15 protein-coding genes are annotated in these 18,692 nt (G+C 48.4%); 7 read left to right on the top strand and 8 right to left on the bottom strand.

Features of this window, described 5'->3' with window-relative positions:
• The first annotated feature begins 335 nt into the window (after positions 1-335).
• A complete protein-coding gene (locus tag H6G21_RS18855) occupies positions 336-1,508 on the top strand; it encodes a hypothetical protein (protein ID WP_190574954.1) in 1,173 nt (390 codons plus the stop codon).
• Between the two features lie 124 nt (positions 1,509-1,632).
• Here H6G21_RS18855 and H6G21_RS18850 read toward each other — a convergent pair whose 3' ends face one another.
• Complete coding sequence (locus H6G21_RS18850) at positions 1,633-2,616, bottom strand: sugar ABC transporter permease (protein ID WP_190574953.1); 984 nt, start codon at positions 2,614-2,616, stop codon at positions 1,633-1,635.
• A 69-nt stretch (positions 2,617-2,685) separates the two neighbouring features.
• Here H6G21_RS18850 and H6G21_RS18845 point away from each other — a divergent pair, with 69 nt between their 5' ends.
• The 4 genes from H6G21_RS18845 to H6G21_RS18830 all read left to right on the top strand — a co-directional run bounded on the left by H6G21_RS18845 (position 2,686) and on the right by H6G21_RS18830 (position 10,790).
• Positions 2,686-3,633 (top strand): type IV pilin-like G/H family protein, encoded by a 948-nt coding sequence (locus H6G21_RS18845; RefSeq protein WP_190574952.1) that lies wholly within the window; start codon positions 2,686-2,688, stop codon positions 3,631-3,633.
• 319 nt (positions 3,634-3,952) lie between these two features.
• Positions 3,953-6,988, top strand: coding sequence for a chemotaxis protein CheB (locus tag H6G21_RS18840; protein ID WP_190574951.1), 3,036 nt, complete (start codon positions 3,953-3,955; stop codon positions 6,986-6,988).
• Positions 6,989-7,404: 416 nt separating this feature from the next.
• Positions 7,405-9,585 (top strand): PAS domain S-box protein, encoded by a 2,181-nt coding sequence (locus tag H6G21_RS18835; protein WP_190574950.1) that lies wholly within the window; start codon positions 7,405-7,407, stop codon positions 9,583-9,585.
• Positions 9,586-9,836: 251 nt separating this feature from the next.
• Positions 9,837-10,790 carry a type IV pilin-like G/H family protein gene (locus tag H6G21_RS18830; RefSeq protein WP_190574949.1) on the top strand — a complete coding sequence of 318 codons (954 nt, stop codon included), beginning with the start codon at positions 9,837-9,839 and terminating at the stop codon, positions 10,788-10,790.
• 95 nt (positions 10,791-10,885) lie between these two features.
• Here the strand turns inward: H6G21_RS18830 and H6G21_RS18825 are convergent, their stop codons facing one another.
• The 6 genes from H6G21_RS18825 to H6G21_RS18800 form a co-directional block, all read right to left on the bottom strand.
• A complete protein-coding gene (locus H6G21_RS18825) occupies positions 10,886-11,278 on the bottom strand; it encodes a hypothetical protein (protein ID WP_190574948.1) in 393 nt (130 codons plus the stop codon).
• Between the two features lie 329 nt (positions 11,279-11,607).
• Positions 11,608-12,183: a DUF2808 domain-containing protein gene (locus H6G21_RS18820; protein WP_190574947.1), complete on the bottom strand. Its 576-nt coding sequence runs from the start codon at positions 12,181-12,183 to the stop codon at positions 11,608-11,610.
• Positions 12,184-12,647: 464 nt separating this feature from the next.
• Entirely contained in the window at positions 12,648-13,517 is an 870-nt protein-coding gene (locus H6G21_RS18815) for a phycobilisome rod-core linker polypeptide (RefSeq protein WP_190574946.1), read from the bottom strand.
• Positions 13,518-13,622: 105 nt separating this feature from the next.
• Entirely contained in the window at positions 13,623-14,438 is an 816-nt protein-coding gene (locus H6G21_RS18810; RefSeq protein ID WP_190574945.1) for a phycobilisome linker polypeptide, read from the bottom strand.
• 157 nt (positions 14,439-14,595) lie between these two features.
• Positions 14,596-15,084: a phycocyanin subunit alpha gene (locus H6G21_RS18805; protein WP_190574944.1), complete on the bottom strand. Its 489-nt coding sequence runs from the start codon at positions 15,082-15,084 to the stop codon at positions 14,596-14,598.
• A 175-nt stretch (positions 15,085-15,259) separates the two neighbouring features.
• Entirely contained in the window at positions 15,260-15,778 is a 519-nt protein-coding gene (locus H6G21_RS18800; RefSeq protein WP_190574943.1) for a phycocyanin subunit beta, read from the bottom strand.
• Positions 15,779-16,252: 474 nt separating this feature from the next.
• Between H6G21_RS18800 and H6G21_RS18795 the strand changes: the two genes are divergently transcribed.
• Together H6G21_RS18795 and H6G21_RS18790 are read left to right on the top strand one after the other, a co-directional pair.
• A complete protein-coding gene (locus H6G21_RS18795) occupies positions 16,253-17,005 on the top strand; it encodes a phycobilisome rod-core linker polypeptide (RefSeq protein WP_190574942.1) in 753 nt (250 codons plus the stop codon).
• Between the two features lie 255 nt (positions 17,006-17,260).
• On the top strand, positions 17,261-18,115 hold the full coding sequence (locus H6G21_RS18790) for a dienelactone hydrolase family protein (protein ID WP_190574941.1): 855 nt from the start codon (positions 17,261-17,263) through the stop codon (positions 18,113-18,115).
• A gap of 143 nt (positions 18,116-18,258) precedes the next feature.
• Here the strand turns inward: H6G21_RS18790 and H6G21_RS18785 are convergent, their stop codons facing one another.
• Positions 18,259-18,471 carry a hypothetical protein gene (locus H6G21_RS18785; RefSeq protein ID WP_190574940.1) on the bottom strand — a complete coding sequence of 71 codons (213 nt, stop codon included), beginning with the start codon at positions 18,469-18,471 and terminating at the stop codon, positions 18,259-18,261.
• Positions 18,472-18,692 lie beyond the last annotated feature (221 nt).

Below are 18,692 nucleotides of genomic sequence, written 5' to 3'. Positions count from 1 at the left end.
GCCGCTAAGGCTACTTTGGCTTTGAAGTCGGCGCTGTATTGTTTGCGTTTATTGCCCATGAAATACTCCTATCACAGTTTGAGTTTTCAGAGCTTAACTACCTGTCCAGTTTTTGGGGTCCACCGTATGGAATGGCTCTACTTGAGGGCTATGAGTTGAACATTCAAGGAACTCCAGGTGGCGTAGTGACAATCAAGGAGCTATCTTAGTCGCGCTGGTCTAACAATCCTGTCGCATCGGACGATTTACGAATCTTAGTATAATATAAAAGTTGTTTGCTGCCGCTGAACAGGGCCGTTAGGTAGATTAAATACCCATTAGCAGAATAAGTATTTGTGTCTTCTAAACTCACCAATGACGAAATTAATCTCCTCAGATGGGCTTTTGCTAAGAACCGAAATTTTCGAGACTGGTTTGCAGACAACTTTAAAGTCCACATTTACACCTGGATTAACTATTATGATGCACTTATTGATGTAAATGAGCTTCCTATTCACGGTATTCAGGAAAAACTTGCTGAAATAGGCTCAACAAGCAAATTACTTCCAACACTTTCCGAACTTAGAGTAGCTAAAGAATTAGCGAAAAGGAATTTTGAAGTAGAACTATTACTGGATAAAGATAGGAGGTTCAAATCTGGAAAACCACCAGACCTATCTATAAGTCGTGGAGATTTAAAGATATGGGTCGAAGTTATGAGAAAATTCGGGGATGATATTAACTTCTTACTTTACCAAAAACTAACTCCCTTACTTAAAGAACGAGATTTTGCTTTATCTATTGTCTATTCTGAAGGTCTTTCTAAACTAGCTGTGGATTTCTCTGAGCGATCAGAGAAAGAGAACATGTTCGAAGATTTTGTAAAGGAATTGGAACAGCATCTAAAATCTCTTGCTCGAAATGAACTACCTTATACGTTTTATCTAAAGGATGAAAAAATTTCTGTAGAATCAACAGAACCAGGATGGGGGAGAATTTCCTCCTATGCTACATCTCCAACGTTGGTTCCCAGTGAAAAATATGTCCAGCAGATTGAAGAGGCAGTTCGGAAGAAATCTTCTAAACGCGAATCTTGGCAGAAAGATTATTTAGCACAACCCTTCCTAGTCTTTCTTGACTTGGGTTCTATTGAGCTTCATGATGCGGTATATCAAGCTTTATACGGTTCTACAATGTTTATAGATTGGCTCAAACCCGACGAATTTGGTCCGCAGCGAGTAATTTACCCTAAAGTTGTCACGGATAGATTGCAAGGAGATCAACAGAAGTTACTCTTTCAACTTGGATTTGACTCTCGACGGCATTTATATATTGACAAACCTGGAATTTTTGTAACGGAAGAAAGCGCAAGAAGAAACATCACTGGAGTTGCAACAATGTTCAATGGCAAGATAGAGTGTTTTCCCAATCCATTTTGTGACGAGGTAGTTGGTTCTTCTAACCTTCCTGAACTTCTCGATGTACCGCTCACACCTTTTGCTATTGGTGGGTCAGGGCAATCTAGCTAACATATGTGCTTGTATGTTGAAGGAGTCAGGATCTGAAGCGGACTGAACTCTGATTAGGATAGCTGAGTCCTGGGAGTGTTCTTAGAATCAAGCATCCTGAAAAAGCCAGTTGCAAAGTTCTGAGTTAATCACCATTTTGGTTGAAGCGTAACTGGAGATAGACCAAGACAAGCGCGATCGCTAACAGAAAGGTCGCAGCCGCAGCCGCAAAGCCAAAATCAAATTGCGCAAACGCTTGTTCATAGATGTAATACACCAGTAAATTGGTCGAATTCACTGGCCCACCGCCCGTCATCACATAAACCTGTTCAAAACTGCGCAGGGTAAAAATCGCCGTTGTAATCGTTGTGAACACGAGCGTCGGTTGTAACCCCGGTAACGTAATATGCCAAAACTGTTGCCAGTCATTGGCCCCATCCAGTTCCGCCGCCTCGTAGCGACTGACGGGAATCGTTTGCAACCCCGCCAGAAAAACCACCATATTGAACCCCAACTGCTTCCAAAGACTTACCAAAATCAGCACCGGCATTGCCCAAGTCGGACTCGCCAGCCAACTAATCGGGGCAATCCCCAGGAAACCCAGCAGCCCATTGATCGGGCCATCCGTCTGAAACAGCCAGCGAAACCCTAACCCCGCCGCCACGATCGACGTAATCGACGGAATAAAGTAGGCCGTGCGCAGCAATCCTTGCAAGGGCGATCGATCGAGCCAAACTGCCAAACCCAAGGGCAACGCAATACTCGGCACCACCGTCGCCCCAGTAAAGTACAGCGTATTGCCCAACACCTGCCAAAAGTCCGGACTCGCGAAAAGCCGCAGGTAGTTACGCAGCCCCACCCAATGCACCCCCACCCGCGTAAAACTGCCTTGGGTAAAACTGAGATAGACCAAATAGCCGATCGGATACAACACAAACAGTCCCAACAGCAGCAGCGCCGGAGCCAAAAATAAAACCGCCGCGATCGACTGATTATCCAGAATTGCGGCTAGATGCTGGGAAAAAGCATGAGGGGGCGACGGATGACCCGCCGATGGGAAATCGGAGCTTGGGCGATCGGAGCTTGAGCGATCGGGCGTCAGCCTGGGGAATCCGCGTCTATTGGACATCGATAACGCAACCTTGCAACTGCCGTGTATTCTATAAAGAAATTTGTTGGATGTGGGAAAAGGGATGTGATGAGCTTTAACGATTGGAACATTGCCCGGAGGTTAGGGAGATCGCTAGCCCTTGGGCTGCTCCTGGGCTCGGGCATCAGCCTCCCCACCGTGCAACCCGTCCAGGCAATCAACCCCATCCTCAAGCCAACCACCCTACCCACCCACCCTGCAACCCACCCACCCCTTACTCCCGCTCCCAGCGCCACTACCAGCCCCTCCCCACCCGCCCCCAGCGCTTCCTTTACCCAACAACTCCTGGGTCGTTGGCAAGGTCGGCCCCAGGGAACCGTCGCAGACATCCTGGTGAGTTTTCAGCCAGCGGGCCGCTTAGCCATGGTCAGTGTGGTCAAGGGCCAATTTACGGGGACGTTGCTCCATTACGAAGTCAATGACAGCCCAACCCCCGTTCACCTCGATATTTCCAAGCCCAACACCCCCAACGCTGGGCTGCTTGGGATTGCAGAATTCCAACCGGCCCCTTCCGCATCCAGTCCCCCAACGCTGCGTTGGCAGTTAGCCCCCACCCGCCCCCGCCAGTTCAGTCCCCAGGCCCATTGGTTAACCCAAGTGCCCCCAGAATCGGCCCCGATCGCCCCGATCGCCGCAGACTTGGAAGGCGTGGCCCATCTGCGGAAACTGACGATCGAGCAACTGTTCTACATCTTGCAGCAGGAGACCTTTGCCCTGGAGGTGCAGACGTTACACCTGCCCGCCGAAACTCCCAATTATCGCTATCAAATTCAACCTTCCCCCTACGATCGTCAGCAATTGCGCATGACGGCTACCGCTAAACGATCGGGCCTCAAGAGTTTCACCACGGGTATTTTTGCAATTCAGGTGAATCAAGAACAGCGCTGGCTAGCAGGCATTTGTCAAAGCTATCGCGCTTCCCAGATAGCCCCAGCCATGCCCACCATTACAAAGAAGGAGGAATTCCAATGTCCCCCGGGTGCCGTCAAAATTTAATGACCCACGCACCTTCTATCCTCACCACCCAGGCTATCTCACCGCCAAGGCCATTAGGTCACTCATAAAAATTTTCGCAAAACTGAGTCGCCGATAGTTGCTTGGAAGAGGCCGTTTGCTCGATCCTTAAGGTAGGCTAAAGAAGTAGGCGATTCTAGGGTGTTGGACGATCGATTAGTCTGTGCAATCGGTTAAAGTTTGGCGGATCTGCTGATCGAGAGCAGCCCCATTCTCAACAACGCCCGCCGCTGATCGATCAGCCATCGCCAGTCCACAAACCGACCCCATTACGTCCACACTTTCCCTGTCTACCAACCGAGTGAATCCAAAGCGGTCTCCCAAGGCTAAGCCAGCCAGCTCCAAATCTTCGACACCCGTTCAGTGTTCGACGAGTCAACCCCCCAATCCTCCGAGCGAACTCTTTCCGATCGTCGGTATTGGGGCATCGGCAGGTGGATTAGAAGCATTTACTCAGCTACTCAGTCACTTACCGATCGACACGGGCATGGCCTTTGTCCTTGTCCAGCACTTAGATCCCAACCAGAAAAGTCTTTTAACTGAAATTCTGTCTAGAACAACCCAGATGCCCGTCTGCGAAGTTCAAGAAGGCATGACCGTAGCCCCTAACCATGTCTACGTGATCCCGCCCAATACCACAATGACGATCGACCAAGGAGTTCTCCACCTGAGGCCCCGCGAGAAAACTCGCAAAGTCAGTATGAGTATTGATACTTTTTTCTGTTCTTTAGCAAACGATCGGGGTGCAAAAGCCATTGGCGTCATTTTGTCGGGGGGAGATGCCGATGGATCACGGGGACTCGAAGCCATTAAGGCAGCAGGAGGGATTACCTTTGCCCAATCGGAAGACTCAGCCCAAGTCAGCAGTATGCCGAATACAGCGATCGCAACAGGACATGTAGACTTTATTCTACCTCCCATAGAAATCGCCCAAAAGTTGGCTCATATTAGCCGTCATCCTTACGTAACCAGTCCAATCCCCACAGGCCCAACTGCCGAGTTGGATGGCAAGGATGCTCTTTCCGCCATTTTCAGCCTACTGCGAGCAGCGACACGGGTGGATTTTACCCACTACAAACACACCACCATTAAACGGCGGATTTTCCGGCGCATGGCGCTGTATCGGTTAGAACAGTTCAACGACTACGTGTGCTATCTCCAGGAAAACCCGGCGGAGGTACAAGCGTTATATCAGGAAATTTTAATTAATGTCACCAGCTTTTTTCGGGATGCCGAAGCCTTTGCAGCCCTCACTGAAAAAGTTTTTCCGGCCCTCCTGCACGATCGCTCACCGGATTTACCCATTCGCGTTTGGGTCGCGGGTTGCTCAACGGGCGAAGAAGCCTACTCAATCGCCATCTGTCTACTGGAGTTTTTAGCCAATCAGCCACGCAAACCCCCCATTCAGATTTTTGCCACCGATGTGAGCGAATTGGCGATCGATAAAGCTCGCCTCGGCTTTTATCAACACAATCAGGTCACGGACATCTCGCCCGATCGCCTCCAGCGCTTTTTTACGCGCAGTGAGGAGGGGTATCAAATCAATAAATCCGTGCGAGAGCTATGTATCTTTGCTCGCCAAAACCTGATTAGTGATCCACCGTTTTCCCGACTGGACTTGATTAGTTGTCGGAATGTCTTCATTTATTTTGGGACTTCCTTACAAAAGAAAGTTTTGTCCATGTTTCATTACGGTTTGATGCCAACAGGCTTTTTGTTCTTGGGCACCTCCGAAACCATTGGCGAATCACCTGATTTATTCACCTTGATCGATCGAAAATACAAGATCTACGCAAAACGGCCTGCCCCACTACGATTAAATCTAGACCTCATCGCGAGTGGATATCCAGTAGAAATGAACCTGCCTTCCCCGATCGTCGCTGAAGCAAGTCGGAATGAGTTAGAACTGTCCCAAGCAGCAGATCAGATTGTTTTGCAGCAATATGCTCCAGTGGGGGTAGTCATTAATGCTCAATTAGAGATTTTGCAATTCCGGGGACAAACAGGAGCCTATCTAGAACCCTCCCCAGGCCGTGCCAGCCTCAACCTACTTACCATGGTCAAAGAGGGATTGCGCCTGGAACTGCGAACCGCAATCCACCAGGCAAAACAGGACAGACACACCGTAAGGAAAGAAGGCATTACCCTCCGAGAAACGGTTCATACCCAAACGGACTGGTCCGTTAGGACTCGCCAGATTCGGATTGATGTCATTCCCTTCCAGCCTAACCCTGCTAGCGAAGATTGCTTTCTCATATTATTTGAGGACTTGCCCGCGTTGCCAGCGTCGGAGATCACCTTGCCCATGACTCAGCGGTCGCAGTCCAAGGGGCAACAACCCAGCAGTGAACAACAGGAAATTCAAAGGCTTCAGCAGGAACTCAGTACGACTAAAGCCTATCTCCAATCGATTATTGAGGAACAGCAATCCACCAATCAAGATCTCAGAGCCGCCAATGAAGAGATTTTGTCGAGCAATGAAGAATTGCAAAGCACAAACGAAGAACTACAAACGGCTAAAGAGGAGATTCAAGCAACCAATGAAGAATTAAGTACGATTAACGACGAGCTATACCGCCGCAATGCTGAAACGACCCAAGTGAGTAACGATTTACAAAATTTGCTAGGTAGTATTAATATTCCACTCTTGATGCTGGAAAGCGATCTGCGAATTCGTCGCTTTACAGCCACAGCTGCATCCCTTTTCAATCTCATCCCAACAGATATTGGGCGGCCTCTGAGTGATATTAAACACAACCTAAGTATTGTCAATTTAGAGCAGCAGATCCTGGATGTGATTAACACCCTGAATCTACATAGCCAAGAAGTCCAAGATCTCACAGGACATTGGTATGATCTGCGCATTCGTCCCTACCGAACCCTCGACAATCGGATTGATGGTGCAGTAGTCGTGCTAGTCGATATTGATACCCTTAAGCAGAGTACAGAGCAGTTGCGGGAAGCCCGCGATTATGCAGAAGCGATCGTTCAGACGGTACGGGAAGCCCTTTTGGTGCTGAATACTGATTTACAGGTAATCACAGCGAATCAAACGTTTTATGAAACCTTCGAGGTAACTCCCAGCGAAACTGAGCAATGCTTCATCTTTGATCTGGGTAATGGTCAATGGAATATTCCGCAGCTACGATCGCTACTTGGGGATGTATTACACCAGAACAGTCAGATCCAAAATTTTGCCGTTGAACATTATTTTGAACACATTGGGCACAAAATAATGCTGCTCAATGCCCGCAAAATGCCGCAATTAGCAGGCAGTCAGTTAATTCTATTAGCAATTGAGGATATCAGCGATCGTCCGAGCCTAAAGCCCAACTGACCTGAGGGGATAATATCCTGAGGAATAGTCACATCTCCACTGGTCTAGAAAAAGGGCGATCGCCATCTCACCGGCTATCATCTTCATGAACTAGCAGCCCCTGATTCAAGTCTCATACCAAATCAACCTGTGATTGCAACCCATGACGATCCCCCTAAATCCCCCTTAAAAAGGGGGACTTTGAAAGAATTTGACTAAATTCCCCCCTTTTTAAGGGGGGCTAGGGGGGATCGGATCTGTAGCATTGATAAATCAATTTGGTATCAGGACAATAATTGACCATCCACTGCTAGCAATTATACGAATCTTCTAAATTGTAATGATTAATTCCTATTTTTTTAAGTTTTTCCATTGTTTTTAAGTCACAATTAAAGATATCAGGCCCATTCATTCTCGGGACTGAGGATGGCAGCACTATGGATCTCTCATTACAGATAGAGGCGGTGTATCAACGAGCGTTGCAGTTGCGAGATTGTGCAACGGAATTGCCAGTGCAACCAGACCTGATGGCAGCAACTTTGAAAGAACTGTATTTCGTTTTAGAAGAATTGCAAGCCTCCCAAGAAGAATTATGTCATCAAAATCAGGAACTCTTAGCCACTCGGCAGACTGTCGAGGTAGAGCGTCAACGATACCAAACGTTATTTGAACTGGCTCCAGATGGCTATCTGGTAACCGATCGACAAGGTAAGATTCATCAAGCTAATCGGGCTGCTGCCAGCTTATTCTCAGTTCCTCAGGAATATTTAATTAGCAAACCTTTGAGGGTCTTGATCCACGAATCCGATCGCGATCGCTTCCAGACCCAACTTGCTAATCTCGAGCACTGGGAAAACTGGGAATTATTACTCAATATACGTAAGGGTAAAACGAAATCGGTGGCAGTTTCAGTTACCCATCTTAAGGGGCAATCTGGACATCAGGATGCACTGCTGTGGTCGTTCCACGATATCACCTTTCGCAAACAGATGGAACGACAGTTAAAACTCGCTCATGATGAGTTAGAAGAACGAGTTAAAGAGCGGACTTGTGAGCTATCTCAAGCGAATGTAAGATTGCAACAAGAAATTAATCAACGAAAGCAGGCAGAACAAAAGATTCGAGAACAAGCTACACTCATTGATATCTCGACTGATGCAATTTTTTTACAAGATTTAAATCAAAAAATTCTTTTTTGGAACAAAGGGGCAGAGCGCTTATATGGCTGGCGGGCTGCCGATGTGATGAAGAAGCAAGCTGATGAGCTATTTTCCAAAGAGTCCTCTGCTCAATTGGCAGCAGGTTACCAAGAAACCTTAGAACGAGGAGCGTGGCAAGCCGAATTGTCCCAAGTGACCCGAACCGGCAAATCCATCATGGTTGCTAGCCGTTGGACGCTAGTGACCGATGACTCTGGAGCCCCGAAGTCTATTTTGGTGGTCAATACTGATATTACCGAGAAAAAACAATTAGAGTCCCAATTCTACCGTATTCAACGGATGGAAAGTTTAGGTACGCTCGCAAGCGGTATGGCCCATGATCTGAATAATATTTTTTCGCCCATTTTAGCGATCGCTCAACTATTGATCCAGAAGCCTGATGCTGTTCAGGAACGCTCTCAGGAACTGTTGCAGGTGATTGTGGATAGCGCTAAGCGCGGAGCAGATTTTGTCAAGCAGATTTTGACTTTTGCCAAGGGTTCTCCTGGACAGTGCTTGTCTATAGACATTTCACCGACCTTAGCAGAAATCATTAAAATTATCCAACAAACATTCCCAAAATCGATTGAGATTCACTATCATCAGCCGAGTACAGCCCTACCCTTAATTTCTGGAGATCCCTCCCAGATTCATCAAGTTCTAATGAATCTTTGCATCAATGCCCGAGATGCAATGCCAAATGGAGGGATACTCACCCTGACATCTGAACATTGTACCCTTTCCAAAAACAACATCCCAATACATCCCAATGCCCACCAAGGCGACTATGTTGCCATTACCATTACCGATACGGGAAATGGAATTTCGCCTGACTTGATGGAGCACATTTTTGAGCCGTTTTTTACTACAAAACAACTGAGTCAGGGCACTGGACTGGGGCTTTCCATCGTAGCGAGTCTCGTGCAAAGACATGGAGGCTTTGTTGAAGTATCCAGTGAACTGAACCACGGATCACAGTTTAAAGTATATTTTCCAGCTACGGCAGAGATCCTCCATCAAACGACTGATTCAGAAACTCTGCCCCTTGGGAAAGGTGAGTTAGTACTCATTATCGATGATGAAGCTGCCGTTCAATACGCCACAAAGATCATACTAGAATCTCACAATTACAGAACATTAACTGCAACAGATAGTGTTGCCGCGATCGACCTTTATCAGCAACGTCAAAAGGAGATTACAGCTACCATCATCGATATGATGATGCCAAAGATAGATGGTTTTCAAACTTTGCAGAATCTCAGAAAAATCAATCCAAATGCCATTTTAATTGCAGTGAGTGGATTAACAACTAACGAACAGAAAGCGATCTCATGTGGAGCTTCTGTATTTTTAGCTAAACCCTACACGGTAGAACATCTTCTAGTCACTTTACGTGATCTCATCCTAGGGGCTAATTGATGGTTAAGCGCCTCTCTAAGGCTGAATCTGAATGTAGGAATTAAATCATCTCTCAAAGACTGGCATCCAGGAATAGGGCCGACCTGTTGATGAGCTATATTGAGCTGCCTTGAGCTATATTGAGCTGCCTTGAGCTATATTGAGATGCACTGAGCTGCATTGAGCTATATTGTGTTGATACGATCGCTTTTGGGCACACTTAGATTACAACCGTATCAGAATCCCTACTTCAGGACTACCTGAGCAGTCCAATGAATCAACGTCCTAATCCGCGATCGAGTCCACAGAAAAGCTTTCAGGAATATGTAACTCAAGCCGGGTTAGCTATTTTGGCTAGCATTCCCCTGCTGCTACGTAATCCGAAGGTACTATCCAAGATTCTTAGTTTGTTTGGCGTTGCAGGATTGGCCATGAAAGGCTGCCAAATGTTGATGCAGGTGGATAAAAAGCTGATCGGCCTCTGGCGCGTAGAATCGTCGATCGCACGGGAAACGGGAGAAGTCTTTTTCCAGCCGGATCAGAAAGCCATTTGGATTCGATCGCAGCCAGGAAGTATAGGGCGTCCCCTGGGGTATGTCGTGCCCTACACGCTCGACACCTCCAAAATTCCCATGGAACTGAAGATGCAGTTTACCAGTTCTGTTACCGCCAGCCGCAACCTCAATATTCTATTTACCCTCACGCCAGACGGGCAGCAATTGATTGGCACCCTAGGCACACCTGAACAGAATTCTGGGCAGATGGATGCACTAGTTTTACAAAAAGTTCCCAATGTGAAAACCTTACCGACGAATATAAGAATTGTGTTACCAGGAGTCGATTCGCAATCGCAACGAGATTACACAGGACGAGATTTAATGATTCAGATTGGGAACTTAGTAGAATCAGAAATTTCAACTTCTGGACGATATCTTGAAAATCCTAAAGCTCAAAGATATGGAATTCGATCGCGATTTCGATCGAATAGTTATAACGTCGGTGTCGCGTCGATTTCCGTGGAGGGGCGTAAGGTGACCTTTGTGGCGCAAGGCAACGCCCCAGGCTTGAAAAGTTACGCCGGAACGACCTTTGTCAATGCCCAGGGACAGACCGATACGGTATTTTGTGAAACGACCCAGCCTAGTAACCAACCACCCTACATTGCAGGATTTCCCATCTCCTCAGTGGAGACATTTAACTGTCCAGCAGGCAGCGTTAAGTTTTAGGCTGAGTCCCTTGAGTCCCTCAGGCGATCGCGGCGGTAGCAGGTACAATCGCTATCACCGCGCCATTTCTACAACACCCGCTTAATCCGGCAAACTTAATCCGGCAAAAGGGTTCTCAACTGAGAGTCCACCGCATTCACAAACGCTGAATCCTCCAGGGCAGCACTCGAAATCCGTTGCGCAGCGATCGCAGCATTGATCACATCCTTTGCCGTTAACGACCCTCCTGCGTAGGCATTAGACAGTGCTGCATAGCTAGGAATCCCTTGATCCTTCAGTAAGCCTTGATAGGCCAAAGAAGCAATATCCGCAGGATTAAGCTGACTATTTCCCATGGAATAACTCGGCACATTGAGCATACTAAGCTGGTAATCAATGCGCGTTTGGGCTTGAGCCGGTGCGATCGCAAAAGCAGATAATGTAACTACCATTAGACCAGAAGTCAGAATGCCAGAAGTCAAAACACCAGAACTTAAAATACGAAGCATAATGCTAATCTCCTAGAGATAAAATCACTAACGGAAAGACCGAATGATGAGAAATGAAGTGAACGGCACAAATTTGATAATAGACAGCTAGGGAAACTTAGATTGCATCCACGGGGCTAGAGCAATGAATGTCATTGACCCATCTTTTAGTATTCAGGGCGGAACTCTCAAAAAAATGCAGCGCAGTGAGTGTTGACCTGGTAGACCACTCTCCGACCAGCATTGGAATAGCCGCTGGCACCAATTAGCCGTTATCAATTAGCGTTGAATGATGGACAATGACTCAATTCACGGTGATCAGCAAACTGGGAAACCCTTGGAATTCCCCATTAGCTATTCCCGTAGAAATGTAAACGGCCATAGCCAAGGAACTGCCCCAGGCTCGGTTGACCATCGGGGTAAGCCGTCACACCAAACAAGTAAATACCGCTCCAACTGGGATTGGATTTTGCTTCTAACGCGATCGTCACCGTTTGACCGGGTTGCACCGGCTGATCAAAGACGATCGTCACACCATCGGCAGAATTTTCCATTCCCCCAATGCTCGCGAGGGCAATTTGGGGGCCAGCAGCGTAGCGGTTGCCAGCAAAGGCTTGACTCCGGTTGGTGGCAAATTTGATGATTTCGAAGTTAGGCTCTTGGGTGATTTTCACCGCTTTGAGCGGTTGTCCAGCATTTTCGGGCAGCGCGATCGTAAACTCGTAGGTAGAGGGTGTGTAAGTGGAGATTTGTGAAGCCGCAGTCCGAATCAGTTGCGGTGGGTGGTGAAAAAATGACTGTTTGGCGTTCATCTCCATGGACTGTCCTGCCATCCCTTGGGCTGGAGATGCCAGGGTTGGAGCGGGGGTCGCCCAATAAGTGGATGAACCTAAGGCCAGCGTGATCAGCAGTGAACACCATTTCATAACGTCTCTCCTGAGTCGGTTTTGAGGGGATGCTCACTATCATGGGGCGTTACGCTGAAGACTCGATTGAACCGTGGTGAGTTTTGCCTAAGTGTACACTGAGTCTTTGATGAGAAAAGATTCCTTGAAGATTAACCACCAGCGCTAATCACTGGTACTAATCACTGGCGCTAATCACTGGCGCTAACACTGCTGATCGCTTGTTGATCGCTTGTTGATCGCCACTCCCTACTCCCGGAACTCGTCAATAGACCGATCTCAGGGAATCGCAAGGGAAATCGCAGGGAAATCGCAGAGGAAATCGCAAGGGAAATCACGGGGCAGTGTATCCATAAGAAAACACTAGCGTAAATCTACAGGTTTAAAACTCCATAGGCTTACCCTAGTGTATTGGCCTTCCATTCCCACGCGGATTGGCTTTCTTGACGAATCAAGTAACGAATCCAGTTAGATCCTAATGGCGACTATAGCGGCGTAATGCTAGCAATCTTTCCACCTTGCCGCTGCACGCGCTGCATGTGGGGCGTCAGCTCCTCATAAGGAATGATGACAGCTTTGTTGACTCGACGAACCTTGGGATAGCCAGGGCCACTGATGGCGGCAACTTCCACCCGGAACAGCCGTCCGGAACCAAATGCCTTGGAACCGCCAAAGGCACTGAAGGAAGCATCGCCCTTAGCTGCTGGTAAGTAGGCAAATCCACCAGCCCCACCGGACGGAGCCACCACGGTAGATGCCGTATTCCGAGCCAGTTCCTTCACCAAGCGGGGTGCGCCACCGGTCAATTGTGCCCGATCGCTGCTGGCATAGCCCCGGTACAGTTGCAACAGGCGGGGTAAACCCACAGCCCGCTGGCCAACGCCCGTCGTTACCAGATCCCGATAGTAGGGCACAATGTTTTCCCCAAAGTTTGCTTGGTACTCTGGAGAGTCAATGTAGGAGTCAATATCCGCATCAAATCCTTTAGATTGGTAGCAATCCAAGTGCTCCGTGATTTCCGATTGATCGTAGGGAGCCCGCCCCAACAGGTGTTTGAAGTTCAGCTCGATCGTCCGGCTTTGGAAATTATTGTGGAAAAACTTTTCCTTATACAAACCCGACTTGGCAACTTGGCGAACAAACTCCTGCACCGTAATTTTGCCATCCCGCAACAGTGATTCGGGCAGAACCAACCGTTCTGAGGTCAGGAGGTGAGGATTCCCCAACACCTGTTGATACACGGCAAGAATAACAGCTTCAATATTAGCCTGAGTTGCATTGGGGCGCAGTTCCACCGGAGCGGCATTACTAAACGCCGACGTTCCTAGGCGACCTGCTGCGGTTGTAATAGCCACCTCAAATCCTCCTTCAATAACTGGTTATGAATCGACAATCCCCATAGCGAATCGCCAGGGGATTTATTGCTGACGGATTAAACCGCAGTTCTCTCAACTACAGTTCTAAACCGCAGTGACGCTAACGACCTTATTGCCCGTGCGATTCAACTGCTGCAATTTCGGGGTCAGTTGGTCATAGGACACCAGAAACTCTGTGGTGCAGCGCCGAACCACCGGAGCATTGGCCGAAGCCCCACGCACCACGCGCACCCGATAGACATCGCCCCGACGTCCACCCACGGGCCCAGATAGGGCAGCGGTGGCGGGAGCGGTGACGGGGGTTGCTAGGTTGCGGGCAACTTCCCAGGTTAAGCGGGGTTGGGTTTGGCCTTGTGCCCGATCGCTGTTGGCATAACCGCGATAGAGCTGCAACAAACGACCAAAACCAACCGCCCGTTGTCCCGGATGATCGACTTGGAAATCGCGGTGGTAAGGAACGATGTTATCGCCAAAGCTGGCTTGATATTCTTCAGAATCTAAGTAAGAGTTAATCTCCGCTTCGTATCCTTCGGAAATGAATAGATCCAAGTGGTAGGAAATTTCCGATTGATCGTAGGGAGCCCGCCCCAGGAAATGTTTGAAGTTCAGTTCAATGAAGCGGACATGGAAATTGGGATATAAAAACTTTTTCCGATAAAGTTCTGACTGCGCGATCGCCCGCACAAAATCCCGCACATTAATCACGCCACGGGTGAACAGAGATTCTGGCCCTGTCAACCGCTCGCTCTTCATCAAATACTCATTGCCCAACACCTGCCGATAGGCCGCAGCAATCACGCCTTGAATCTGATCGGGCGTGGAATTTGCACGCAATTCAGTGGGTGCCGCTTCTTCAAAGGGCTTGATCCCCAACCGACTCGCCTCTTGTAAGCCAGCCATAGTTACTTCTCCCAATCAACTAAATAATCAGCAAACCAAATCAGTGAACGATGTTTTACAGATTTTTAACTTGATGGCTAAAAAAGCTGCCCGGAACGATCCACAAATCTATCTACTTGCAAGAAGATCTGCTTACCTTTCCGGGCAAGGTGCACAATTAGCTCAGTGCGTTGATGATGTAGTCGATGTAGGAGTTCGCTTCCAGAGCAGGATCACCGCTCAAACCATGGTTAGCTTTGATGTACTTGAGGGCTTCGACGTACCAGCTGGGCACCAATTCAAAGCGGCTGTGCATTTCAGCAATCCCGGCCAACAGGAAGTCATCAGCGGGGCCAGTGCCACCGGCGATCAAGCAGTATTGGATGATCCGCACATAGTAGCCGATGTCGCGCAGGCACTTAGCCTTACCCCGTGCATCGGAGGCGTAGTTGCTCCCTGCCATGGTGGTGGTGTAGGGGAATTTTTGGTAAACGGCATTGGCTGCGCCTTCTGCCAATTGACCAGCCTTGGAGCCGATCGCCTTTGCAGCTTCTAGGTCAGCCGTGGCCAAGCGCAGACGACCGAAGGCAACCTGTAGTTCTGTGTTGCCGAGGAAACGACCTTGGGAATCAGCAGCAGCAACCGCTTCAGTTAATTGCGTTTTCATTGGAATGATATCTCCCTACGTGATCTTAGAAAAATGTCTAACGGAACCAAGCTTTACCTAGCAATATTGCTTTAGATAGCAATATGAGAAAAATCAGCTAGAAAAGCCAAATTCGGAACGAATTAAAACTCAGACGTTCTGGGCTAAAAACGAGGTGCAAATACCCCGCTCCCAACTAGCTAACCGCTGCGGCTGCCCGATCGAAGTAACCTGACAATTCAGCGATCAAAGAGCTGCAATCACCAGGCTGGATGTTGTTACGATCGTTCGCAATGGCAATAGCAGCATCCTTCATCTTGAGAATGCTATTTGCCATGGAGTTGCTAGGTACGCCCAAAGCCACGTAGGTTTCCCGAAGACCATTCAAGCAGCGATCGTCCAGAACGCTGGCATCTCCTAAGTAAACAGCGTAGGTCACATAGCGCAGGATGATTTCCATATCGCGCAGACAAGCAGACACCCGACGGTTGGTGTAAGCATTTCCGCCAGGAGCAATTAGTTGGGGCTGTTCTTCAAACAGTGCGCGAGCCGCATTGGTCACGATCGTAGAAGAGTTGCCGGTAATCCGGTTTACAACGTCAGTCCGCTTCGCACCATCTTTCACCACTGCCAGCAAAGCATCAATCTGAGCATTGCTAACCAACTGCCCTTGAGCATCAGCTTGGGTCACAACCTTAGTAAAGGCGTCTAACATTTGAATCAGTCTCCTACAGAAAATGTTGAGTTTTAAGTAAAGCTTTGTTGCGAAACTGAGAGACTCAGTCCATATGAATTTGTTTATACAATGCAGCGAGAGGCATTTTTGTTACAAATTATTGAGTGGTCGGATATGTAACGCTTTATTAAAAAACTCTAAGAAGATTGGTGATTTCTTGAATTATTGTTAATTTTCTTAATCTTGCTCAATCTGTTTTCAGCGAAAGGCGATCGGCTGACCGTTGCTCGCTCTTCATCGGCTACTTGGGTATTGAGGCTACTCGGGTATTGAACTAGGGATTGCTAGGGATTGCTAGGGATTGCTAGGGATTGCTGGATGTTGCTGGGAAACGTGCTACAAGGGGGGATGCAATCTGTAACGTTTTATTCAATCCCTGAAGATTCGGATTCCCTCTCACTTATATAATCGGGACAACTTGAAAGTTGTGTAAGACTGGGAGATTTTGTAAACGTGGCTATTCCTCTGTTAGCTTATTCTCCTTCCTGTCCAAACCAGCGTGTCGATGCGCTGGGCGCTCGGGATGATGAAGCTATCATTTATTCAACCGATGATCAGTTTTCTCATACGGATATGGGGGATCTGATTAATGCAGCTTACCGGCAGATTTTTTTCCATGCCTTCCGGTGGGATCGGGAAATTGTCCTAGAATCCCAACTGCGGAATCGGCAGATTACCGTGCGCGACTTCATCCGAGGCTTGCTCCTATCAAACACCTTCATTGATAGTTTCTATAACAAGAACAGCAACTATCGTTTTGTTGAGCACTGCATTCAAAAAGTGTTGGGTCGTCGGCCCTACAGCGAAGCTGAGAAAATCGCTTGGTCTGCGATCGTGATGACCAAAGGCGTGAAGGGTTTTGTGGATGAACTCCTCAATAGTGATGAGTACATCGAAAGCTTTGGGGAAAATACCGTTCCCTACCATCGCCGTCGGACTCTGCCCAGCCGTGCTGTGGGTGAAATCCCCTTCAACATCACCTCGCCCCGTTACGATGCCTACTACCGAGACAAGCTGGGCTTCCCCCAAGGCATTTGGCAAGAATCGGTTCGTACTTTCCGTTCCTACCAAGACCAACCCAAGACGGGCGACCCCAGCCTGTTCCTCAGAATGGCCAGAAGCCTCAACGCCACAGCAGGCCGCCCCAGCACAACTTCGGTTCAAAACATCGATATCGAAAAAACGGTTCCCTATCGCAATCGTTAAGCAATCTATTTTTAGGGAATTCAAGCAATTTCTCTGAAAAGGCTGTTTGCAAAAATCAAGGCTGTTGGCAGAAATCTTGGTATTAGAAATTTGGGTAAGCGTTCAGGTCAGTCTGAGCGCTTATTTTTTGTGCTTTGCGCTGGATTAATGCGCGGAATTAATGCGCTGGGTTAAACAGTGCCAATCCCAACCGTGGGGGAGATTGCCTATAGTAGGAAGGGAAGCGAGATTTGGATTTTGGGAGATTTGGGTTTAATGAAGCGTCGGAATCTTTTATTGGGAACTTCTGCGATCGCGGCGACGGTAGCCACTTCAGCGGCGACCTCTGGGCAGAACGTCCAAGCCAAAATGCAGACCCATCAGCATTCAGGGATGGCGGGTTCTCCCCAGGGCAAAATGGTGCCGATCGCGGGTAAGCTCCAGGGTTATTACGTCACCCCTACGGATCCAAAAGCGAAGAAACCCTTTCCTGCCGTGATTGTGATCATGGAAGCCTTTGGATTGAATAGCCAAATCAAGGGGATTTGCGATATGTGTGCCAAGTATGGCTATGCGGCCCTGGCACCGGATATTTATTACGGGGATGTGTTTGACTATAAGGATTTACCGGGGGCGATCGGTAAGCTCAAAACGATGAAGGATGAGCAGTTTACCAAGGAACTGGGGCAGTCGTTAGATTTTCTGGGGAAACGGCCTGAGGTGAAGGCAACGGCGATCGGAACGGTGGGCTTTTGCATGGGGGGACGGTTTGCGTTTCTTGCCAATGCGGCCTACCCCGATCGCATCAAGGCTTCGGTGGCTTTTTACGGCGGTGGTATTGCCTCGAATCCTGACCCATTGGGACGGGCGTCGTTGCTCGATCGCATTCCAGACATGAAGTCTCCGTTATTGCTGATTTATAGCGCGGAGGATCAGTACATTAATGCGGAGGAACATGCCCGCATTACCACGGCGTTAACCAATGCCCGCAAGCGTTATACCTTGAGTGTGTTTCCCAACACGCAGCACGGGTTTGCCAATGATCAGCGGGAAACCTATGCGCCTGCTGCGGCCCAGGAAGCGTGGGATATGACGTTTGGCTTTTTTAAGCGGTATCTCAAACAGGCTTAGTCGATCGTAGATATCGCTTTCCAAAAACCGTTTTTTTTTTGCAACCTCCCCAGACAGCGGTAACCCAACCAAAACTCCGGCATCGACCGCGCTATCTCCAAAAACCGGGATTTTCAGAAAATCCCGGTTTTTAGGTGTTTACACTACGCTCGATCGCGCTCCATCACGCTGACGTATTGCCAATCGGAGCTAGGAACGGGAACGGGGGGACTCCAACGAATCCGTTCAGAAAATCGCAACACCTGCAATTGATTAATGGTGGATTGCACGTCTTCGCGAGTGCCGAGTAAATAAAATTTCAACGGTTTACGATCGTCCTCGATCGCGCGATCGAGATTGTCAAAACTAACAAACATGGGATTTCTCCTAAATGTAGAGGGGGGAAGAAATCCCAAAAATTAAAGCCACCCTTTTGCGCAGGACAAGTAGGGTGGCCCGATCGAATGTTACAATCCGTGTCAGACCGCCTAGCTGCCATACTCAGCTTGGGGTTTAGCTACCCTTTGTTGTTACAGCAACGCTGGGTAGCGCTTTAATTTTTGGGGTCTTAGCTGATCCAATCGGGACTTTGCGAACA

Source organism: Alkalinema sp. FACHB-956 (assembly GCF_014697025.1).
Taxonomy (GTDB): Bacteria; Cyanobacteriota; Cyanobacteriia; order Leptolyngbyales; family Leptolyngbyaceae; genus Alkalinema.
This window is presented reverse-complemented; position numbering and strand designations above follow the sequence as displayed.